General features: G+C 64.9%; 20 protein-coding genes and 1 tRNA gene. 10 read left to right on the top strand and 11 right to left on the bottom strand.

Annotated elements, in window-relative coordinates; genetic code table 11:
* The first annotated feature begins 55 nt into the window (after positions 1-55).
* Complete coding sequence (locus AC4D2Q_RS05965; RefSeq protein ID WP_490945625.1) at positions 56-586, top strand: hypothetical protein; 531 nt, start codon at positions 56-58, stop codon at positions 584-586.
* 143 nt (positions 587-729) lie between these two features.
* Positions 730-1,914: a zinc-dependent alcohol dehydrogenase gene (locus AC4D2Q_RS05960; RefSeq protein WP_490945624.1), complete on the top strand. Its 1,185-nt coding sequence runs from the start codon at positions 730-732 to the stop codon at positions 1,912-1,914.
* Between the two features lie 12 nt (positions 1,915-1,926).
* Here the strand turns inward: AC4D2Q_RS05960 and AC4D2Q_RS05955 are convergent, their stop codons facing one another.
* Genes AC4D2Q_RS05955 through AC4D2Q_RS05945 form a run of 3 tightly spaced genes read right to left on the bottom strand, consistent with a single transcriptional unit; the run spans position 1,927 to position 4,751 of the window.
* On the bottom strand, positions 1,927-2,436 hold the full coding sequence (locus tag AC4D2Q_RS05955) for a metallophosphoesterase family protein (protein WP_490945623.1): 510 nt from the start codon (positions 2,434-2,436) through the stop codon (positions 1,927-1,929).
* Between the two features lie 9 nt (positions 2,437-2,445).
* Positions 2,446-2,841, bottom strand: a complete 396-nt coding sequence (locus AC4D2Q_RS05950) for a DoxX family protein (protein ID WP_490945622.1) — start codon at positions 2,839-2,841, stop codon at positions 2,446-2,448.
* Positions 2,838-4,751, bottom strand: coding sequence for a glycoside hydrolase family 15 protein (locus AC4D2Q_RS05945; protein WP_490945621.1), 1,914 nt, complete (start codon positions 4,749-4,751; stop codon positions 2,838-2,840). Before AC4D2Q_RS05945 ends, AC4D2Q_RS05950 begins: the two co-directional genes overlap by 4 nt.
* Before the next feature lie 180 nt (positions 4,752-4,931).
* Here AC4D2Q_RS05945 and AC4D2Q_RS05940 point away from each other — a divergent pair, with 180 nt between their 5' ends.
* Complete coding sequence (locus AC4D2Q_RS05940; RefSeq protein ID WP_490945620.1) at positions 4,932-6,188, top strand: DUF445 domain-containing protein; 1,257 nt, start codon at positions 4,932-4,934, stop codon at positions 6,186-6,188.
* Here AC4D2Q_RS05940 and AC4D2Q_RS05935 read toward each other — a convergent pair.
* From AC4D2Q_RS05935 to AC4D2Q_RS05925, 3 genes are all read right to left on the bottom strand, one after another.
* Entirely contained in the window at positions 6,185-6,931 is a 747-nt protein-coding gene (locus AC4D2Q_RS05935; RefSeq protein WP_490927553.1) for a hypothetical protein, read from the bottom strand. The genes AC4D2Q_RS05940 and AC4D2Q_RS05935 overlap by 4 nt on opposite strands.
* Before the next feature lie 163 nt (positions 6,932-7,094).
* Entirely contained in the window at positions 7,095-7,367 is a 273-nt protein-coding gene (locus AC4D2Q_RS05930) for a GlsB/YeaQ/YmgE family stress response membrane protein (protein WP_490927552.1), read from the bottom strand.
* A gap of 129 nt (positions 7,368-7,496) precedes the next feature.
* Complete coding sequence (locus AC4D2Q_RS05925; RefSeq protein WP_490945619.1) at positions 7,497-8,153, bottom strand: alpha/beta hydrolase; 657 nt, start codon at positions 8,151-8,153, stop codon at positions 7,497-7,499.
* A gap of 319 nt (positions 8,154-8,472) precedes the next feature.
* Here AC4D2Q_RS05925 and AC4D2Q_RS05920 point away from each other — a divergent pair, with 319 nt between their 5' ends.
* From AC4D2Q_RS05920 to AC4D2Q_RS05905, 4 genes are read left to right on the top strand one after another with little or no spacing between them, the layout of a single operon-like run.
* Complete coding sequence (locus tag AC4D2Q_RS05920) at positions 8,473-9,504, top strand: 1-phosphofructokinase family hexose kinase (protein ID WP_490945714.1); 1,032 nt, start codon at positions 8,473-8,475, stop codon at positions 9,502-9,504.
* On the top strand, positions 9,504-11,720 hold the full coding sequence (locus AC4D2Q_RS05915) for a PTS fructose transporter subunit IIABC (RefSeq protein WP_490945618.1): 2,217 nt from the start codon (positions 9,504-9,506) through the stop codon (positions 11,718-11,720). Before AC4D2Q_RS05920 ends, AC4D2Q_RS05915 begins: the two co-directional genes overlap by 1 nt.
* A 30-nt stretch (positions 11,721-11,750) precedes the next feature.
* Positions 11,751-13,463 (top strand): phosphoenolpyruvate--protein phosphotransferase, encoded by a 1,713-nt coding sequence (gene ptsP, locus AC4D2Q_RS05910; protein ID WP_490945617.1) that lies wholly within the window; start codon positions 11,751-11,753, stop codon positions 13,461-13,463.
* Positions 13,464-13,513: 50 nt separating this feature from the next.
* Entirely contained in the window at positions 13,514-13,792 is a 279-nt protein-coding gene (locus AC4D2Q_RS05905) for an HPr family phosphocarrier protein (protein ID WP_490927548.1), read from the top strand.
* Between the two features lie 160 nt (positions 13,793-13,952).
* Here the strand turns inward: AC4D2Q_RS05905 and AC4D2Q_RS05900 are convergent, their stop codons facing one another.
* The 4 genes from AC4D2Q_RS05900 to AC4D2Q_RS05885 form a co-directional block, all read right to left on the bottom strand.
* The gene (locus AC4D2Q_RS05900; protein WP_490945616.1) at positions 13,953-14,600 is read right to left on the bottom strand and encodes a hypothetical protein; all 648 of its coding nucleotides are present in this window, start codon (positions 14,598-14,600) and stop codon (positions 13,953-13,955) included.
* A gap of 83 nt (positions 14,601-14,683) precedes the next feature.
* Entirely contained in the window at positions 14,684-15,286 is a 603-nt protein-coding gene (locus AC4D2Q_RS05895) for a hypothetical protein (protein ID WP_490927546.1), read from the bottom strand.
* A gap of 286 nt (positions 15,287-15,572) precedes the next feature.
* Entirely contained in the window at positions 15,573-15,887 is a 315-nt protein-coding gene (locus tag AC4D2Q_RS05890) for a GNAT family N-acetyltransferase (RefSeq protein ID WP_490945615.1), read from the bottom strand.
* Between the two features lie 46 nt (positions 15,888-15,933).
* A complete protein-coding gene (locus tag AC4D2Q_RS05885) occupies positions 15,934-16,530 on the bottom strand; it encodes a hypothetical protein (RefSeq protein WP_490945614.1) in 597 nt (198 codons plus the stop codon).
* A 211-nt stretch (positions 16,531-16,741) separates the two neighbouring features.
* On the opposite strand from AC4D2Q_RS05885, the gene AC4D2Q_RS05880 reads away from it, so the two are divergent.
* Both AC4D2Q_RS05880 and AC4D2Q_RS05875 read left to right on the top strand, forming a co-directional pair.
* Entirely contained in the window at positions 16,742-17,827 is a 1,086-nt protein-coding gene (locus AC4D2Q_RS05880) for an iron-containing redox enzyme family protein (RefSeq protein ID WP_490945613.1), read from the top strand.
* Positions 17,824-18,150 carry a CDGSH iron-sulfur domain-containing protein gene (locus tag AC4D2Q_RS05875; RefSeq protein ID WP_490945612.1) on the top strand — a complete coding sequence of 109 codons (327 nt, stop codon included), beginning with the start codon at positions 17,824-17,826 and terminating at the stop codon, positions 18,148-18,150. Before AC4D2Q_RS05880 ends, AC4D2Q_RS05875 begins: the two co-directional genes overlap by 4 nt.
* A gap of 74 nt (positions 18,151-18,224) precedes the next feature.
* Here the strand turns inward: AC4D2Q_RS05875 and AC4D2Q_RS05870 are convergent.
* Positions 18,225-18,297: transfer RNA gene (locus AC4D2Q_RS05870), tRNA-Lys, on the bottom strand.
* Between the two features lie 215 nt (positions 18,298-18,512).
* On the opposite strand from AC4D2Q_RS05870, the gene AC4D2Q_RS05865 reads away from it, so the two are divergent.
* Positions 18,513-19,157 (top strand): hypothetical protein, encoded by a 645-nt coding sequence (locus AC4D2Q_RS05865; RefSeq protein ID WP_490927541.1) that lies wholly within the window; start codon positions 18,513-18,515, stop codon positions 19,155-19,157.
* The last annotated feature ends 170 nt before the right edge of the window (positions 19,158-19,327 follow it).

Below are 19,327 nucleotides of genomic sequence, written 5' to 3'. Positions count from 1 at the left end.
GTCGGTTAACCGGTTAAGCAAAGGCCGTCTGTCACATTCACGTGCGGAGAATTCGATGCTCAGCCACTCGCGGGAGTACCCCTCAACCGACCACGCACTTCGGGTCCTGGTCCGCATTGACACGCAGCTGGGGCTGGCGTGCCTGGAAGTCCGGGGCTGCCTCACCGCCTCCACATATCCAACTCTGGTGAACATCCTGACCCACACGGGGGCCCTGGGAGCGGGAGTGCGCGTGAACCTCCTGAAGGCCGAGCACCTGGAAACCGGCGCACTGCACAACCTGCGCTGCGGTGCCGACGCCGCTGTTGCCGCCGGTTCCGCAGCTGTGTCCGGAACGGGTTGCCCCTCCGGACTCCCTGAAGCTGTGCCGGTGGAAATCCTGACGCCGAATACCCTTCCCGTATGCCGGCTAGGTTCCGAGCCCCCTGCGGCTTCCCCCGGCGGCTCCCTTGTTCCCGGCACCGCTGTTCCCGGCACCGCGCTGACCAACGAGGAGGCCATGGAAAGAGCGTTCCTGCGCAGGGATCCCCGGGTGCTGGCGGACCGGCCGAGAACCGGCCAGGACCCAATCCCCCGTTCCCCGTAGCCTGCAGCCAACGTAGCCTCCTGCAATCAACCCCCGCTGCGAATCACCGGTGCAACAACGGGTTTTGTCAGTACCCTTACTATTTGAGATAGTGGGACTACGCACTTTCAAAGCACCCAAAGCAATCAGCAGGAGGACCGCACGTGAAAGCAGTTACATGGCAGGGAAAAAACTCCGTAAGCGTGGAGCAAGTACCTGATCCCACCATTCAGGAACCCACCGACGCCATCATCCGGGTCACGTCCACTGCCGTCTGCGGCTCCGACCTCCACCTCTACGGCGTCCTGATGCCGTACATGAAGCCGGGTGACATCCTCGGCCACGAGACCATGGGCATCGTGGAAGAGGTCGGCTCGGCCGTCACCAGCCTCAAGAAGGGCGACCGCGTGGTCATTCCCTTCCAGATCGCCTGCGGCAGCTGCTACATGTGCCGCCAGGGGCTGCAGACCCAGTGCGAGGTCACCCAGGTCCGCGAAAAGGGCTCAGGCGCCGCCCTGTTCGGCTTCTCCGAGCTGTACGGCTCCGTCCCCGGCGGACAGGCTGAATACCTGCGGGTTCCGCTTGCGGACTACAACCCCATCAAGGTTGGCACGGAACTTCCGGACCACCGCTACCTCTTCCTCTCCGACATCCTCCCCACCGCCTGGCAGGGCGTGCAGTACGCCAACGTGCCCGACGGCGGCACGCTCGCCGTGTACGGCCTGGGGCCGGTGGGCCAGTTCGCTGCCCGCATCGGCACGCATCTGGGCTACCGCGTCATCGGCGTTGAGCCGGTGGAGGAACGCCGGAACCTCGCCGCCCAGTACGGCGTGGAGGTCCTGAACCTGCATAAGGACGTCGCCGACGAGCTGCGCGAAATGACCGACGGCCGCGGACCGGACTCCGTAGTGGACGCCGTCGGCATGGAGGCCCACGGCTCCCCCGTGGGCAAAGCAGCCCAGACCCTCGTGGGCCTGCTGCCGGACAAGCTGGCCCAGAAGGCCATGGAAACCGCCGGCACGGACCGCCTGTCCGCCCTGCACGGAGCCCTTGACGCCGTCCGCCGCGGCGGCACCGTCTCCCTGAGCGGTGTATACGGCGGCACGGCCGATCCGATGAACCTGATGGCCATGTTCGACAAGCAGCTGAACCTGCGGATGGGCCAGTGCAACGTCAAGCGCTGGACCGATGACCTCATGCCGCTGGTCGAGGATTCCGCCGATCCGCTGGGCGTGACCAACCTGGTGACCCACGAGGCCGGCCTGGAAGAAGCACCGGACCTGTACGAGAAGTTCCAGAAGAAGGAAGACGGCTGCATCAAGGTTGTGTTCACGCCGGGCGCCAACTAAGCCCGCAGCAACCTAAGCCTTCCGAGGGGGAAGCCGCACCAGTTCCGTGGTGACGGCTTTCCCCTCAACTTTTGCCCGCAGGTACGTACAGAACGGCTGGCGGCGCCGGTCGGTGGGCGATCCGGGATTCAGCAGCCGCAGCCCGGCGGGCGTCACCGTGTCCCAGGGAATGTGGCTGTGGCCGAAGACCAGCAGGTCGAGGTCCGGGAACTGTTCGTCCATGCGCTTCTCCCGGCCCGCGGCCGGACCGGTTTCGTGGATGACCGCCAGCCGCACCTGTTCCACCTCGGCCGTGGCAATCAGGGGCAGCCGGGTCCGCAGCGCCCCGCCGTCGTTGTTGCCGTAGCAGGCGATCAGCCTGCGGGAGCGCTGCAGCATTTCATCAAGCGATTCCTCGCTGACCCAGTCCCCTGCGTGGATCACGGCGTCAGCAGACTCAATGTCGCGCCAGAGCTGCGCCGGCAGCTCCCGCGCACGTTTGGGTAGATGGGTGTCGGACAGCACCAGCAGATCCGTGGCCATGCCGCCTCCCTACCCGCGCAGGCTCCACGCCCAGCGAATCAAAGGCAGCTGCAGCGGAAGCCGGGCCAAATGAATGGCCTTTTCCCGGTCGGATCCGCGGGGACCGAAGGCCCGCTGCAGGGCGCTGAGGTGGCCGGCGATGAAGGCTACGTACATCAGGGTGGTTCCGGTGGCGGCGGCACGGCGGGTTGCCGGCAGCAGGAGACCCGCAGCAGCGGCAAATTCCAGCACCCCGCTGACATGTGTCCACTGCCGGCGGGTCAGGACGCCGTACTTCCCGCCGGTATCCGTGCTGATGCTGCGGGGAACCACCGCGTTGTAGAACCGCGGGTTGCGGAAGTGGTTGACGGCGCTTACGGACAGCAGTGCTGCCATGGCGGAGGCTGAGAGACTCTGGCGGTTCATTTAGTTCTTTCTGCGGAGGAAACATCCGCGCCGATGGGCGCGGAGGATGCCTGCCCGGAGAGCGGAGCCATGGTGTTGAGAGCATCCGCAGCCCGGACCAGGGCTAGGTGTGAGAAAGCTTGGGGAAAGTTGCCGGCCATCGTGTTGTTGACCGGGTCATATTCTTCGCTGAGCAGGCCCAGCTCGTTGGAGTATGCCACCAATCGGTCCATCAGTGCGCGGGCTTCTTCAGCCCGGCCGGTGGCCGCGTACTGCTCCACGAGCCAAAAGCTGCAGGCGAGGAAGGGGTTCTCCCCCGGCTCCAGTCCGTCCACACCGCTGTGGGTGGCATAGCGCAGCAGCAGCCCGGACTCCGTGCGCAGGTCCTTTTCCAGGCGGGCCACCGTTCCCAGCATGCGTTCGTCGTCGTAGGGCAGGAAGCCCACCTGCGGCAGCTGCAGGAGGGCTGCATCCACCTCACTGCTGCCGTAGTACTGCGTGAAGGAGTTCAGGCTCTTGTTGAAGCCCCGGCGGAGGATTTCCTCGCGCAGTCCGTCCCGAAGCGCTTCCCAAAGCTCCAGCGGGCCGTCCAGGCCGTGGGTGCGGGCGGCGGTTGCGGCCCGGTCAAATGCAGCCCACATCATCACGCGGGAATGCGTGAAGTGCTGGGGTTCGCCGCGCATTTCCCAGATGCCGTGGTCCTTATCCTCCAGATGGCGTTCCAGAAAGGTCATGAGTGCGCGCTGCAGCGGCCAGGAGAAATTGTCCTCTGCCACACCCTTGTCCCGCAGTTTGGCGAGGGCCACCATAACTTCACCCACGACGTCGGCCTGGTATTGGCTGACGGCCCGGTTTCCCACGCGCACCGGAACGGATCCCGCATAACCGGAGAACTGGGGCAGGGTACGTTCGGGCAATTCGCGCGCGCCGTCCACGGCGTACATGATCTGCAGATCCTCGGGATCCCCCGCCACGGCCCGCAGCAGCCAGTTGCGCCAGTGCAGCGCCTCATCCGCATAGCCGTGGTCCAGCATGGCCTCCAGTGTCAGGGCGGCGTCCCGGAGCCAGCAGTAGCGGTAGTCCCAGTTGCGTTCTCCACCCGCTGTTTCCGGAAGCGAGGTGGTGGGAGCCGCAACAATGCCGCCGGTGGACTCATGCGTCAGTGCCCGCAGCACCAGCAGTGACCGCAGGACGGCTTCCTCATACTGGCCTGCGTGATCCCGCCGGAGCGCCCACGCCTCCCAATACGCGGCGGTGGATTCCAGGGCGGCGTCGATGTCCGTCAGCCGAGGCACTTCGAGGTGGGACAGATGCCAGGTCAGTTCCATGTCGACCCGCTCTCCGGCTCTCACGGTGAAGCGGCCAACATGCTTGTGGTCCTCTGCCCTGGGCAGGTTGTCCCCGCGCAGCACCAGCGCGTTCGGCCCCGCCACGGCCAGCAGCCGCTCACCGTGCGGATCCGGGTCACGGCGCATCCAGGGCAGGACGGTGCCGTAGTTGAAGCGCACTTCCAACTCCTGGCGCATGTGCACAGTTCCGCTGATCCCCTCCACCCGGCGCACGATGGAAGCCCGGCCGTCGCCCACCGGCATAAAGTCCGTCACCAGGACAGTGCCGGTGTCAGTGGCCCAGCTGGTCTGCAGGATGAAGGTGGATCCCAGGTAGCTGCGGCTAACGACGGCGGCGTCCCCGACAGGCGCGAGCAGCCATCGGCCGTGATCCTCGGTGCCGAGCAGCGCACCGAATACCGACGCCGAGTCGAACCGGGGAAGGCAGAGCCAGTCAATGCTTCCCCGGCGGGATATCAGGGCACCGGTATGGAGGTCTGAAACCAGCGCGTAGTCCTCGATGGGGGTAGCCATGACCCCACTCAACCACACACCGGCGACACCGGTCGCCGCACGCTCCGGCCGGTGCGGGTTTGCCCGCATGGCGCCTTGGCAAGCAGACTGATTAGATTGACTGGACGGTTCCTGCCGCGGCGCCGCACTGGCCCGCTGCAGATGAACCGGCACAAGCAGAGGAGCGGCTTTGAACTCAACTCCGGCACTGGCCTTATTCCAGGTACCGGCCGCACGGTGCGCCCGCGGGGACGAAAGCAGGAGCGCAGCATGAGCATGCCGGTATTGAATGATGTCGAGCGCGCGGCGGGTCTTCGCCGGATGAAGACGCTCGCCACGGGACTGCTGGTTGCCCTGACGGTGGTGTTCATCATTTCCTTCGCCCTGCAGGACCGATACTCCTGGCTGCAGTACGTGCGGGCGGCGGCAGAGGGCGGCATGGTGGGCGCCCTGGCGGACTGGTTTGCCGTCACGGCCCTGTTCAAACATCCGATGGGCGTGAAGATTCCCCACACTGCCATCATTCCGCGCAAGAAGGACCAGATCGGTGCGTCGCTGGGCCAGTTCGTAGAGAGCAATTTTCTCTCCGAAGAGGTTATTACGCAGAAGCTGGGCTCCATGGAACTGGCCCAAAAAGCAGGTGCCTGGCTTGAGCGTCCGGAAAGTGCGGCCAGAGTGGCCACCGAGGGTTCCGCCGCCATCCGCGGAATTCTCCGTGTGCTGGACGACGACGCCGTCAAGACGGTTCTGGAGTCCATGTTCCGCCGGCATGTGGTTGATCCGCCGTGGGGCCCGCCGATGGGCCGCGTAGCTGAACGGGTCTTCGAGGAGGGGCACCACCATCAGCTGGTGAACCTGGTGGTGGACAGCGTCAGTGACTGGGTGGTGGCCAATCCAAGCGTCATCTCGGACCTGGTGGCGCAGCGGTCCCCGTCCTGGGTGCCGTCCTTCGTGGATGATCTGGTGGGTGACCGCGTACAGGTGGAGGTGGGCCGCTTCCTGCGGGCCGTGCAGGACGACCCGAACCACGAGATGCGACGAGCCCTGGACAACTACCTCAAGGGCCTGGCCAGGGACCTCCAGGAAGACCCTGCGGTGATGGCCAAGGCTGACGCGATCAAGGAACAGGTGCTGGACGATCCGCGTGTCCAGCAGCTCATCACGCAGACCTGGGCCACCATCAAAAATGCCCTCACCACTGCGGTGGATGATCCGGACAGCGAGCTGACCCAAAACTTCAAGGCCGCCGTGCAGGACTTCGGTCACCGCCTGGCCACCGAGCCGGAGCTGGCGGCGAAGGTCAATAACTGGATTGCCGACGCCGCCGGCTACCTCGTGAAGACTTACAGCAGCGACATTGCCGGCGTCATCACCGAGACGGTGGAGCACTGGGACGCCCAGGAGACCTCAGAGAAGATTGAACTGCAGGTCGGCAAGGACCTGCAGTTCATTCGAATCAACGGCACCGTGGTGGGTTCGCTGGCGGGGCTGGTGATTTTCACGATCGCCCACGCCGTCTTTGGCTAGGGCTGATCCGGCAGCTGACGCAGTTCCTGGGCCAGCTCTCCGCTGATGGTCTCCGGGGCCGGGCCAAAAGCGCGCCGGGCGGTCTTAATAACTCCCTTGCCCATGGCGTGGTTGCCGGCTCCGCCTACCACCGCACCGATGCCGAGCGGGAGCGCGCGGCCGAGCATGGCTGTTCCCTGCCGGGCCACGATGCGTTTCATGAACTGCTTCCGGATGGAGGAGCCCACGGAGCCCATGAGGCCGGAGGGCATACCGCCCAGGGAGCTGGCCCATGGCTTTCCCCCGCGTCCGGCAACGGACTGCATCATGGCGGTTCCTTCTTCGCCGAGCATGATGGCCATCACCATGGTCCGCGACCGGTCCGGATCATCGAGGTGCACACCGTGCAGCTCAGCGACTGACTGGGCGTAGAAAGCCGTAGCCTCCAGGAAACCCACAGTTGCCGCCGCTGAGAGCCCCAGGGCCGCCACGGTGCCGATTGCGGGTACGACGGCGGTGGCGCCGACTGCCGCTCCTCCGCCGGTCACGGTATTCAGATAGTGCTTCTCCACGATCGACACCAGTTGTTCCGGAGTCGCCTCGGGATGCTTGCGCTGCAGTCTGCGAATGTTCGCGAGCACCAGCGGACGCTGGACCTCCACTGCACGTTCCATCGCCCGAAGCAGCGAAGCTTTCGGTGTCCCGTCCTTTTCGAAGACGGTTCCTCCGGCAGCTTTGACAGCACGGTTGGATATAAATCCCACGGCAACGCTCCTTTTCGACACTGGCGAACCGGTGCAGGGCACCGGCCCGGTTAAGCCTACGTGAGGCAGGTATGAAAAAAGCGGGACCGGCGGATGATCCGCCGGTCCCGCTTTATCTCTGCAGTCTGCTGCAGAACGCCGCGCCGGAGCGCGGACTCACAAACTAGGCGCGGCTGCTCTTGCGAGTAACGAAGCCGTAGATCACGAGGACGATGATGGAACCCAGGATTGCGAAGATCCAGGTGGCAGCCGAGGTCAGCGAGAAGATGTCGGTGTCCTTGTTGAAGATGGCACCGCCGATCCAGCTACCCAGCAGGGCGCCAACGACGCCGAGAACCAGAGTGGCAACCCAGCCGCCGCCCTGGCGACCCGGAAGGATTGCCTTAGCGATTGCACCTGCGATAAGACCCAGAATAAGGAAAGCAATGAAACCCATGATGAATACTCCTTGCTGTGTAACGAGTGATTATTCTGAACGGCCTGTGGGCCGCGCTTTCCTCCAGTGTACTTCATAAGCATGCTTAGGTAGTAGTCGCCCGTGATTTTTCTTCCGGACTTTCAGATGTTAGGGCGCTTTGTTTTCCCCGTCATCATGGGGTTGGGGCACTACATAACGTCGGAGGAAAAGCGCCAGGTCCCGCAGCTCGTCCGCACCGATTCTGTGTCCCATGCCCGGATAAGTACGGGCGGTCAGAGCTGTATTTTCGGCCAGCCAATTCTCGGTGTAAACAATCGCGTCTTCGTTTATCACCCAGTCATTCCGATCCCGCCCCCAGAAAAAGGGGACCGGCTCCGGCAGAGGTTCCGCCATGGCCAGGAGCTCGTTCTCGGCGACAAACCCGGAGAGCCCGACTACCGCTGTGAACGCCTTTGGCCGCAGCCGGACCAGGGTCGCTGCCATCGCCATTCCCTGGGAAAAGCCCAGCAATGACACACCCGTGAAGGAGCCCTCGGCCAGAGTCCGGTCCAGCCAGGTAAAGATTCCCGTTGCAGCTTCCAGCACCTCAGTGGTGCCGGACTGCAGATACGGGTCCAGCAGGAACCATCCGCGGGAGTCCCCCACCGGGAAGGTTCCCCGAAGCGCCGCACCGGTGATTCCTTCCGGCAGTGACGGAAACAGGCCGGCCATGCTCTGTTCATCCGACCCATAGCCATGAAACATCACCAGGAGGTGGGTGCCTGGACGGTCATCGGGCAATGCGGACCACAGGACGTTATGCATCCACCCACCCTAGTTCGCGTGATCCGTTTGGCCTTCCGGAGGGCGCTGGAAACGCCGCCCATTGCAATCACCCTGCAACCTAAATACCGTTGGTTCAGCGCACCGGACGTGGCATCTGCCACATTTTGAGGTGCCGCGGATTGCGGGTATTGATGCGGAGAATTCAGCGCCCCGTAAAGGGACCGCCGGCGTCGCTGTTGTTCGGAGCCGTGTCCGGCCCAGGCCTTCCCCGTTTTTCCCGCCCCGTCGCCGGCGGGCGCACCGGCAACCTTATGCAGACTGCATGCAGCCCCTTCAGGAGTCCGAACATGGTGGTTCAATGATTGTCACCCTCACCGTCAACCCCAGTCTGGACCGAACCATTGAGCTGCCCGGGGTGCTCGTCCGCGGAGCTGTGCAGCGTGCAGCAGCCATCAGCGAGGAGCCCGGGGGCAAGGGCGTCAACGTCTGCCGCGCATTGACCGCATCCGGCGTGGAGTCGGTTGCCGTCCTGCCAGGACGCGACGAGGATCCAGTGATGGCGGGGCTGCGCGCTGCCGGCATCCGCTACGTGAATCTGCCCCTTGAATCGGCAGTCCGGAGCAACATCACGCTTACCGAGCCGGACGGCACCACAACCAAGATCAATATGCCCGGCCCGCCCCTCAGTGCTGCTGAACAGGAAGATCTGATTGCCCTGCTGGTCAGCGCCTGCGCCTCGGGCAAGGACGGCATGCCGGCTTCGTGGCTGGTTCTGGCCGGTTCCCTCCCGCCCGGAGCTGCTCCGGATCTCTACGCCCTGGTGGCCCATGCCGTCCGCCAGCGCTTCGGCGGCTCCGCTCCGCGCATTGCGATCGATTCCTCAGGGGCTCCGCTGCTGGGAGCCCTTCTGCACAACGCCGCCCCCGATCTGCTCAAACCCAACGCGGAGGAGCTTGCCGAGGTAACCGGGGTGGGCAGCGAAGACGCACTTGAAGCGGATCCGCTGCTGGCAGTCGAGGCGGCACGGACCCTCATCGCCAAGGGCGTCGGGGCAATCCTGGCCACCCTCGGCCCCAAGGGCGCGCTGCTGGTCACAGCAGAAGGCGCCTGGCAGGCAACCCGTCCCCCGGTGGAAGCCCGCTCAACCGTTGGCGCCGGCGATTCGTCGCTGGCGGGATACCTGCTGGCGGACGTCGCCGGCGCTCCGCCCGGTGACTGCCTCCGCCAGGCAGTGGCGCACGGCGCAGCCGCTGCGTCCCTGCCGGGAAGCACCGTTCCAACGTTGGCACAAACGGACCCCGGAGCCGTAACGGTGACGGAGATCGCAGGATACGCAGCCGTCTCAGACGGGGCACCCGCTCAGACCGCATCCACAAAGGAGGACGACTGATGTCTGATCTCATTACCCCGGAACTGGTCACACTGGACCAAAACCTGGGCAGCGAACGGTCCGAGGTGATCCGTCACCTGGTCCAGAACGTGGTCTCACTTGGCCGCGCAACCAGCTTCGACTCGTTGTATGCGGACGCCATGGCCCGGGAGTCCAAGACAGCCACGGGCGTTCCCGGCGGCATTGCCATTCCCCACTGCCGGTCCTCAGCCGTAACCCAGGCCACCCTGGCCATGGCCCGCATTAATCCTCCGGTGGACTGGGGCGCCAAGGACGGACCGGCGGACATCGTCTTCTTCATAGCCGCACCGGAAGGCGCGGACCAGGAACACCTGCAGCTGCTGTCCAAACTCGCCCGCTCGCTGATTAAGAAGAACTTCACGGGCGCCCTGCGAACGGCGCAGTCCCCGCAGGAGATTGTTGACTTAGTGGACGGCGCGCTGGGACTGGGTCCGGTGCCGGAGTCCCAAACAGGCGGAACGGCGCCGGGTGCCGCTAATGCAGCTCCGGCGACGGGAGCCAGCGCCGCGGGTACCGGTACAACGGCAGGCGCGGCGGCGGGCGCCGGTGCAGCTGCGGCGGGAAGCAACCACGACGGAAGCACGGAGACCGGTTCCGGCAGTTCCGGCGGTGCCCACACCGCCGGTGCGCAGGCATCCGGGGTAACGGCCGACGTCGGGAGCGGGACAAACACCGGCGACGGCGGGAAGGTTCAGCACCTGGTTGCTGTCACCGCCTGCCCCACCGGCATTGCCCACACCTATATGGCGGCAGATTCGCTGGCTGCGGTGGCCGCGGAGCGGGGTATTGACCTTCAGGTGGAAACTCAGGGGTCTGCCGGGTCCACGCCTCTGGATCCCTCGGTCATCCGCAACGCGGACGCCGTCATCTTCGCCACTGATGTGGACGTTCGGGACAAGGGCCGGTTCGCCGGGCTCCCCGTCGTCGCCGGTCCGGTGAAGCGGGGCATTGATGAACCCGGAGTCATGATTGACGAGGCCCTTGCTGCGGCCAAGGATCCCAATGCCCGGCGTGTGGCCGGAGGCGGCGGCGGCGGCGAGGAGCGAGATCCGCAAAGCAGCGGCGGCGGTGAAGGATTCGGCGGGCAGCTCAAGCGGGCGCTGCTCACGGGCGTCAGCTACATGATTCCGTTTGTGGCGGGCGGCGGTTTGCTCATCGCCCTCGGATTCCTGCTGGGAGGTTATGAGCTCTCACTGTCCGACGATGACGGCAACCTTACCGGCGACATGATTTTGGACGGCGGAACACTTTTCAACCCGGGCGACCAGGGGCTGCTCACGTATCTGGGCGCCGTTTTCTGGAAGATCGGCAACCTGTCCCTGGGCTTCCTGGTTCCGGCGCTCGCCGGGTACATTGCCTATGCCCTGGCTGACCGCCCGGGCATAGCTCCCGGCTTTACCGCCGGCGCAGTGGCCCTGTTCATGGATGCGGGCTTCATCGGCGGACTGATCGGCGGCCTGCTGGCCGGTTACATCGCCCGGTGGGTGGGCAGCTGGACCGTTCCGTCCTGGCTGCGCGGACTGATGCCGGTGGTGATCATTCCGCTTATCACGTCGCTGATAGCCTCCGGACTGATGATCCTCGTACTTGGCGGGCCGATTGCCGCCCTGACCCTGGGACTGAACAACTGGCTGTCCGGCCTGTCCGGAGCGGCCGCCATCGTCCTGGGCATTGTGCTGGGGCTGATGATGGGATCGGACCTGGGCGGGCCCATCAACAAGGTCGCCTACGCGTTTGCCGTGGCCGGCCTCAGCGCAGGCAGCGTCCAAAACCAGGCACCCTGGGAGATCATGGCCGCGGTCATGGCCGCCGGTATGGTTCCGCCGCTGGGCATGGCCCTGGCAACCGTGGTGGACAAGCAGCAGTTCACCATGGCGCTGCGCGAGAACGGCAAGGCCGCCTGGCTGCTGGGTGCCGCCTTCATCTCCGAAGGGGCCATTCCCTTCGCCGCGGCGGATCCCCTGCGCGTCATTCCGTCGTGCATGATCGGAGGGGCGCTTACCGGCGCCATCTGCATGGGCACCGGTGTTACTTCGCAGGCTCCGCACGGCGGGATCTTCGTGTTCTTCGCAATCGGCAACCTGTTGATGTTCATTGTGGCTATCCTCGCTGGAATGGTGGCCTCAGGATTGATCTATGTTGCGCTCAAGCGGTGGACGGCTCCCAAACGCGCAGAGGAGCCGGTCATTGCCTAGCCAAACCCCTACCGACAGAGAGGCACACTGATGCGGACCATCAAGGGAATCGGAGTCAGCGCCGGGCGGGTCCTGGGCCCCTCACTGCGGATGCCGCCGCCGGTGCCCGAGCCCGCCGCTGACGCCGCCTTTGGCGCGGACAGCACGGTGGACGGCGAGAAGGCCCGACTGAAGGACGCAGCGGAGGAAGTCCGCGCAGATCTGCGCCACCGTGCCGAGACCGCGAGCGGGGATGCCAAAGCAGTACTGGATGCAACGGCCATGATGGCCACCGACCCCATGCTGCTCAAGGCGGCCGGCAAGCACATCAATGCCGGCATGGCTGCGGACCGGGCGGTCTGGGAGGCCGGTCTGGAGGTTGCCGCCATGCTGCAGAGCCTTGGCGGTTATATGGCTGAACGGACCCAGGATGTCCTCGATGTCCGGGCTCGCATCGTAGCCCAGCTCGACGGGTTGCCCGCGCCGGGAATCCCGGCTTCCGACGTGCCGTTCATCCTGGCTGCCGAGGAACTGGCGCCCGCGGACACAGCCACCCTGGACCCGGGCAAAGTGATCGGCCTGGTCACTTCCGGCGGCGGGCCGCAGTCCCACACGGCCATTTTGGCCCGATCCCTCGGCCTGCCCGCCGTCGTGGGCGCCGTGGGCTCTGAATCCATTAGCGACGGCGCTGAAGTTTATCTTGACGGTGCTGCCGGGACGGTCGTGGTGGACCCCGGATCCGCGGAACGGGAAGCGGCACAGAAGTACGCCTCCCGCGGTTCGCTGCCGGCGTTCGGAGGCACGGGTACGACGTCGGACGGTTACCGGGTTCCGCTGCTCGCCAATGTTGGCTCCGGCAAGGACGCCCGTGCGGCCGCGGAGGCCGGAGCCGAAGGCATCGGCCTGCTGCGCACCGAATTCTGTTTCCTCGGACGCGATTCCGAACCCACCATGGAGGAGCAGGTTGCCGCTTACGGGGCCGTGTTTGAGGCGTTCCCCGGGCGGAAAGTGGTGGTTCGCACCCTGGATGCCGGGGCGGACAAGCCGCTGCCCTTCCTGACGGATACGACCGAACCCAATCCCGCCCTCGGCGTTCGCGGATACCGCACCGACCGTTCCTCCCCGGGAGTGCTCGGCCGCCAGCTGGAGGCGATCGCGGCCGCCGCCGGCGCCCATGAAGCCGATGTGTGGGTCATGGCCCCCATGATTTCAACCGCTGAGGAAGCCGCCGATTTTGCTGTCAAGTGCACGGGCGCCGGACTGGCAATCCCCGGGGTGATGATCGAGGTCCCCGCAGCTGCGGTCCTGGCGCAGGCCATCCTGTCAAAGGTTCGCTTCGCTTCCCTGGGAACCAATGACCTCACGCAGTACACCATGGCCGCCGACCGTCAGCTGGGCTCTCTGGCTTCACTGAACGACCCCTGGCAGCCGGCAGTCCTGCAGTTGATCAAACGGACCGTCGACGGTGCCCGGGCGGCCGAAGCCGCAGCGGAGCCGGGTGCATCGGCATCCGCACCCAAGAACGTGGGCGTGTGCGGCGAGTCGGCCGCAGACCCTGCCCTCGCCGTCGTGCTGGCCGGGATGGGAGTGAACACCCTGTCCATGACACCCCGCGCGCTCGCAACGGTGGGTGCAGTTCTGGCCTCCGTGAGCCTTGCCGAAGCGCAGGACCTGGCAGCGCTCGCCCTGGAAGCCGCCACCGCAGCGGAGGCACGGACAGCGGTCCGCAGCCGTCTCACCATCCTCGAGGAGCTGGGCCTGTGACCCGGCTCCCCCACACCTCAGCATCCTGAGTACAACCGGAAGGAATCACCATGCCAGAACGCAAAGCGACAATTGCCAGCCGAGTAGGCCTGCACGCACGCCCCGCCTCGATCTTTGCGGAGGCTGCAGCTGAACAACCGGTGGACGTCACGATTGCCATGGAGGGGGAGCCCGCTGATGAGGCCATGGATGCCTCCAGCATGCTCTCTCTGATGAGCCTCGGCGCCTCCAACGGCGACGTGGTGGTGCTTCGCGCTGACGGCGACGGCGCCGACGAAGCCCTCGATGCCCTGGTCAAGATCCTTGAAACGGACCTCGACGCGCAATAGCCGCGGCGTCCTGCGGATGGAAGCGGATACAGCGAAGCCAGCGGAGGTAATCCGCTGGCTTCGGTCGTAACGTCACGCTGACCCCCCACAGGCAGCGGATGTTACATAATCATTATTCTGACACAGGATGATGAAATTGTGAACGAGCGATGCCAATTCTTTATCTGACGCCGTAGACCTGTGCCAGTGAACCGGATTGCGGCACTCTTTTAGCGACCCGTTTGGAGTTCCAGATAAGCGCCAGTCCGATTGAAAAGGCGATGACTGCGGAATAAGGAAGCATCCGGTCCCAAAGCACGAACCGCATATCCCAAAGAGAAGCCGTCAGCACTGTGTGGACCACGATCGCAATGCAGCCCAAAGACATCAGGCCGGCACTGCTGCGGATATCCGCCCTGCGCTGCCGGTCCGCGGAACACAGAACCAGGGCCGGGGCCAGGCAGGCGGCCACGTAGGCCTGGTAGACCCGCGAGGTGTCACCGTAGGCACCCACCGTGGCCTGATCCCAGTAGGCCCGCAGAGCCGGAGATGACTCCGGCAGGTCGCTCGCCGCAAAGAGCACCGCCACCGCTGCTGACACCAGGCCCAGGACGGCCAGGCCGCAAGGGCCGGCAATCAGCCGCTGGGCCCGCGGTGCATTGAAGGCACCGGCAAGTTTGGACCCCGTGATCAGAAGAACGGCAAAAACGCTGTATCTAATGACCAAATTCGCAACATTGGCGCCGCCAAGAACAGAATCCACTGCAAGGTAAATGGGGCCAATACTCAGCGCCATGGCTACGGCGAGGAGAACCAATGCGGAGAACATTCCCCGGTTCTCACCCCTGACGGCGGCTGGAAACCGCAACAGTGCAAAAAAGATGCTTAGCCCAAAGGCGACCCACTGCAATGTCATCCCAATAGCTCCAATAGCGCCGAATTGTCCTTTTCATCAGATTCAAGCTTCTTAAGCACTTTCCCCAGGGTGTCCAGCCGGTCCCGGGCCAGAAGCACCAGGTCCGCATCCGACAGGTCCGCAAGGGCCCGCTCGCGGCCCCCCAGCGGCCATCCGCATTCGTCAGGAGTCAGCAGCCCCGTGGCAACCAGTCCGCCGGTCAGCGAAACGCCCGCCAGCCGGGCCGCTTCAACAGCTAATTCAGGGGCGAGCCGTCCGGCCGTGAGCTGCGCGGACAGGTTTTGCGGCGCCACGCCGCTCTTGGCACTGAGCCGATGCCGCAGATCCCCTTGATCCACGGCGTCGAACCAGGCACGGACGGAGTTGCGGTGCGGGAAGGTGCACAAGCCCGGGGCGTCGGTCTTCCCGGAGTCGGCATCCAGGCTCCGCATCACCAGGAGCTGGAGGATGCAGACATAGGAGACCTGACTGATCAGTTCCCGGGCGGAGGGCGGGCGGGAGCCTGCCTGGAGATCGCGGTATTCATCGAAGTAGGAGAGCGCGGCCACCGGATCCTGGTCACATGCCCTCGCCACGCTGACAACGGTGCTCTCAGGCACCTTTCCACGCACCAGCTGCTGCGCCAGGGTTGACCGTTTGATGCCGGCCAAGCGGCATAGATCAGCAGTTGACTCGCGCGGGGCCGCCAGGGAACGCCATCTTTGAAAAGCTTTGGCGGACACAGCCAACGGCGACTCCCCCCAATTGGTTTTATCCGGACGGTTGCCACTATACTATTTCCACTGGCTCCCCCTTCTGCGTTCCCCCCATATGCAGAGCGGGGAGCCAGCTCCAATTTAAGGGTCAGCTCCAATTCAGCAACCGGCCGGAGTATTTCCGTGGCGTTTAGCGCGTCTCCTGCGGCCAGGATACGTGGTGGCTCAGTTCCCGGTGCTTGCCGAGGTAAGACGCCGCGTAGGAACAGTACGGCTTAATCCGCCGTCCGGACGCAATAATGTCTTCCGCCGCAAACTTCACCAGCATCGATGAATATCCCTGATGCCGGAACTGTTCCAAGACCACCGTATGGGTCAGGGCCACCGAGTCCGTTTCTTCCTCGTACTCCGCCGTGCCGGCCAACTCACCGCCCACGCGGAGCTCGTATCGGTTGTGGTCACGATTGTGGGAGACCTCAATGTCATCCCTGCTGTTCCCGGTCATGCCCTGAGCCTGACATTGAAGCCGCGTTTCGTCCAGACCGAAGCAATTACGCGGCCCGGCCTCCGCCCGCCGTGTTTTCCGCGTCCTCCCAGGCCTCTTCCAGCCTCGCGACGGCGGATTCGTAGTCCGCCATCTCCTTCTCGTTCATGTCTGCGGACTTCTCCTCGTGAGGGCGCAAGGCCGCAGCGGCTTTCATGGCACGCATCAGGGCTTTGCTTTCCACCCGGTCCACGTTCCCTATCCCCGGCTTCTCCAGGGCCTTCCAGGCGTCCAGCTCATAGGAACTCCAGCTCACCAGCACTGAGTCGTGCCTGCGCGTGGCGGCAGCAATCCGGCGCCGCCGATCCTCCCGCTTCCGGGCGGTCACACGCCGCCGCTGGCGGACCCGGATCCACCAAAGGGCTCCTGCTGCACCAACCATGGAGGCCAGCCCAACCCATGGCCCGCTTTGGGGACTTCCGGCAACTGCCCAGACGATGGCCAGCAGGGCCGTGAGGAGGCCGGTCAGTCCAACCCAGAAGAGTTTTTCGCCGTCTCCGCGCTCCAGTGCCGCGTCCACCCTGGCAGCAGTGACAATCACGGCTGCAGCCAGCAGTATCAGGGCAGGAACCAACGCGGTTGTTCCTGCCTCCACCAGCGGCATGGGTTTCCCTCTTTCCGCGTTGCCTTCTCGCCTTCCCTCCATCTCACGCCGGATAGACGAAAAGGTCAATGTCTTCGGGCCGACGCCGCCGGCATTCCCGGGCCCCGCAATTGAGGTCCGGGCAAAGGTACCAAGTATGCTGATGTCCTTGATTCATCGTCCCGCCGCCGGCTTCCGCCCGGCCCCCTCCACCGGAGTACAAAGGATAAGAATGAGAATCCCCGCACCGCGCGGACCTGTCAGTGCCGCCCTCTTTGAGCTGCTCACCGCTCCTGTTGCTCCGGACGCATCCGCGCTTGCCGCAGTCACCGAAGCCGCGCGCCTTGCCGCCGCCGAGACTGCGGATATCCTGCGCGACGAAGACCTCCAGCTGGCCCTCTTCTGCCTGTACGAACTGCACTACAGCGGATTGGAGTCGGTGCCCGACGCGCTGGAATGGCACCCGGGACTCGTGGGCCTTCGGCTGAACCTGGAGGAGGCTTTTGAGGCTGCCCTGCGGCAGGTTGTTCCCGTGCCTGCGCTTCCGCAGCCCACGTCCGAGGCAGTTGCCGCTGAGCTTTTCCGGATGGCAGCCGACGACGACGGACCCAGCGTTTCGCGCTACGTCGCCTCCAAGGCAACCCGCGAACAGCTGCAGGAGTTCCTGATCCTGCGCTCCGTTTACCAGCTGAAGGAGGCCGATCCCCACAGCTGGGCCATTCCCCGGCTGCCGGTGGGCCGGGCCAAGGCTGCCCTGATTGAGATCCAGGCCGACGAGTACGGCGGAGGCCGGCCCGAGCGCATGCACTCCCATCTTTTTGGGGTGACCATGAAGGGCCTGGACCTGGAAACCGAGTACGGCTGGTACCTGGACTTTGTGCCCGCGCTGACGCTGGCTTCCTCCAACGCCATGTCCCTGTTCGGTTTGAACCGGCGGCTGCGCGGCGCCATTGCCGGACATCTGGCTGCCTTTGAGATGACCTCCTCCATCCCCAATTCCTTCTACGCCCGGGGATTCCGGCGGCTGGGTTTCGACGACAACGTCACCTATTACTTTGACGAACATGTGGAGGCCGACGCCGTCCATGAGCAGATCGCCGCGCGGGACCTCGCCGGCGGACTCGTGGAGTCGGAGCCGGACCTTTTGGGCGATGTGATTTTCGGTGCGGCCACAGTACTGACGCTGGACGCGATGATGGGCGGTGACCAGTTGACGGCCTGGCAGGATGACCGCAGCGCCCTCCGGCAGGCGGTTTCTGCGGGAGCTGCAGCAACAGCCCTGGAGGGTGCGGCGCTGGCAGCGGGGGTTACTCCGTGACCGGCGGCACCGAGTCACACGAGTGCCGGGGATGCCCGGCAGCGGATGACGCAGAGCCGGCGTCAACGGCACCGGAAGAACGCCCCGCAGCGTCAGTTGTCGCCTACCCCAACGGCCCGCTGCTGGTGCGCGGGGACTTCGAAATAGTCACCCCGGACGGTGAGCTCATTCCCCGCGACCGGGAAACGGTGGCCCTGTGCCGGTGCGGCGGTTCCGCCATCAAGCCCTATTGCGACGGCACCCACAAACTGATGAAGTTCGACACCACCCGGCGCAGGCCGGTGCCTCCCGCCGTCGTCGACGGCAGCGGAACAGGTTCCTGAAACCCGCAGCCAGACAAAAACCAGACAAAAAGAGAAGCACCCCGGTCCGAAGACCGGGGTGCTTCTTTTGAAGGTGGGCCCTGTGGGGCTCGAACCCACGACCCACGGATTAAAAGTCCGATGCTCTACCAACTGAGCTAAAGGCCCCCCGCCGTTCCGGGACGGCCGTTTTTGCCGGAGATTTCCCCTGCAGAAGAGCCGTCGACGAATCGACTTCTTCACTTTATCGCACAGGGGACGCATCTCACGAAACAAGGGTGCCGGTCTTTGCTGTTTCTTTGCGGCAATACCCGTGACAGCCCGCCGGGCAGCAGCCGCAGCTGTCCTCGACGCCCGTTCCTGCAGCGGAGTATTCTCAGATTATGAGTGAGTCCAATGAAATGCCCCCGCGGCATCACAAGCCCAAGCTGTACGCTCCGCTGGACTTCGCCAACTTCCCCGGAGGCGCGGATCCGGCCCGAGTATCCGAAGCGGCCCACCTGGCCGCCCAAGCGCTGGTCCATCACGGCCGGGAAAGTTCGGATCCCGAGATCACCCGCCGGCTGGTGAAGCTCGCGGACCGGCAGGGCCTGGAATCCATCGCTGAAATGTGGGCGGAAAGCCCGGCCCGCTCCCTTCCGGGAGCCCTCTGGCGCCTTTATGCCCTCCGTTCCGCCGCTCAGCAGGATCCGGAGCGCGTGGCGGCCTACTACGCCGCCGGCAAGGACGTGGCCCAGGTGTCCAAGGTGGTCGCCGGAGTTGCCGAGCCGCTTGGCGCCGAGGAAGTCAAAGCCATGGCAGACACCATCCTCTCCGGAGCCTTCGAAGGAGAGTTTGATGTGGCGCTGGAGCGCTTCGCCGCATTCTGCCGGGTGGTGGCCCTGGGCCAGACCCACCACGCCGACGCTGTGGAGGCCAGCAGCGCCGAGTCAGCCACGCATCTGACCCGCAGCGCACGCCGGCTGGTCAGGACGGCCGAGGACCTGGAACATTCAGCGGCAGCGTGGCGCCGGGGGGAACTGGATTAGCAGCCCGCCGGAGCTCATGTTGACATCCTCGGCGAAGAGTAGAAAACTGAAATTGGTGTCGGACTGCGGAACCCCCGGGCTTCAACTTAGAGCCGCTTCGAGCGGCCTTCCGCCGAGAGGCGCTCCCGGTCCGGCACCGCTTTTGTGTCCTCCTGCACAGCCGATAATCT

Source organism: Arthrobacter sp. TJ-178, assembly GCF_058269275.1.
The sequence above is the reverse complement of the archived record's forward strand: the minus strand, read 5'-3'. Positions and strand labels throughout refer to the sequence as shown.

What these genes read in the sequence shown, in the direction of transcription:
- AC4D2Q_RS05880 (WP_490945613.1), top strand. Translation starts at nt 16,742, where the DNA reads ATGAGAATCCCCGCACCGCGCGGACCTGTCAGTGCCGCCCTCTTTGAG.
- AC4D2Q_RS05965 (WP_490945625.1), top strand. Translation starts at nt 56, where the DNA reads ATGCTCAGCCACTCGCGGGAGTACCCCTCAACCGACCACGCACTTCGG.
- AC4D2Q_RS05885 (WP_490945614.1), bottom strand. Translation starts at nt 16,530, where the DNA reads ATGCCGCTGGTGGAGGCAGGAACAACCGCGTTGGTTCCTGCCCTGATA.
- AC4D2Q_RS05945 (WP_490945621.1), bottom strand. Translation starts at nt 4,751, where the DNA reads ATGCGGGCAAACCCGCACCGGCCGGAGCGTGCGGCGACCGGTGTCGCC.
- AC4D2Q_RS05905 (WP_490927548.1), top strand. Translation starts at nt 13,514, where the DNA reads ATGCCAGAACGCAAAGCGACAATTGCCAGCCGAGTAGGCCTGCACGCA.
- AC4D2Q_RS05915 (WP_490945618.1), top strand. Translation starts at nt 9,504, where the DNA reads ATGTCTGATCTCATTACCCCGGAACTGGTCACACTGGACCAAAACCTG.
- AC4D2Q_RS05940 (WP_490945620.1), top strand. Translation starts at nt 4,932, where the DNA reads ATGAGCATGCCGGTATTGAATGATGTCGAGCGCGCGGCGGGTCTTCGC.
- ptsP (WP_490945617.1), top strand. Translation starts at nt 11,751, where the DNA reads ATGCGGACCATCAAGGGAATCGGAGTCAGCGCCGGGCGGGTCCTGGGC.
- AC4D2Q_RS05950 (WP_490945622.1), bottom strand. Translation starts at nt 2,841, where the DNA reads ATGAACCGCCAGAGTCTCTCAGCCTCCGCCATGGCAGCACTGCTGTCC.
- AC4D2Q_RS05955 (WP_490945623.1), bottom strand. Translation starts at nt 2,436, where the DNA reads ATGGCCACGGATCTGCTGGTGCTGTCCGACACCCATCTACCCAAACGT.
- AC4D2Q_RS05865 (WP_490927541.1), top strand. Translation starts at nt 18,513, where the DNA reads ATGAGTGAGTCCAATGAAATGCCCCCGCGGCATCACAAGCCCAAGCTG.
- AC4D2Q_RS05900 (WP_490945616.1), bottom strand. Translation starts at nt 14,600, where the DNA reads ATGTTCTCCGCATTGGTTCTCCTCGCCGTAGCCATGGCGCTGAGTATT.
- AC4D2Q_RS05925 (WP_490945619.1), bottom strand. Translation starts at nt 8,153, where the DNA reads ATGCATAACGTCCTGTGGTCCGCATTGCCCGATGACCGTCCAGGCACC.
- AC4D2Q_RS05920 (WP_490945714.1), top strand. Translation starts at nt 8,473, where the DNA reads ATGATTGTCACCCTCACCGTCAACCCCAGTCTGGACCGAACCATTGAG.
- AC4D2Q_RS05890 (WP_490945615.1), bottom strand. Translation starts at nt 15,887, where the DNA reads ATGACCGGGAACAGCAGGGATGACATTGAGGTCTCCCACAATCGTGAC.
- AC4D2Q_RS05930 (WP_490927552.1), bottom strand. Translation starts at nt 7,367, where the DNA reads ATGGGTTTCATTGCTTTCCTTATTCTGGGTCTTATCGCAGGTGCAATC.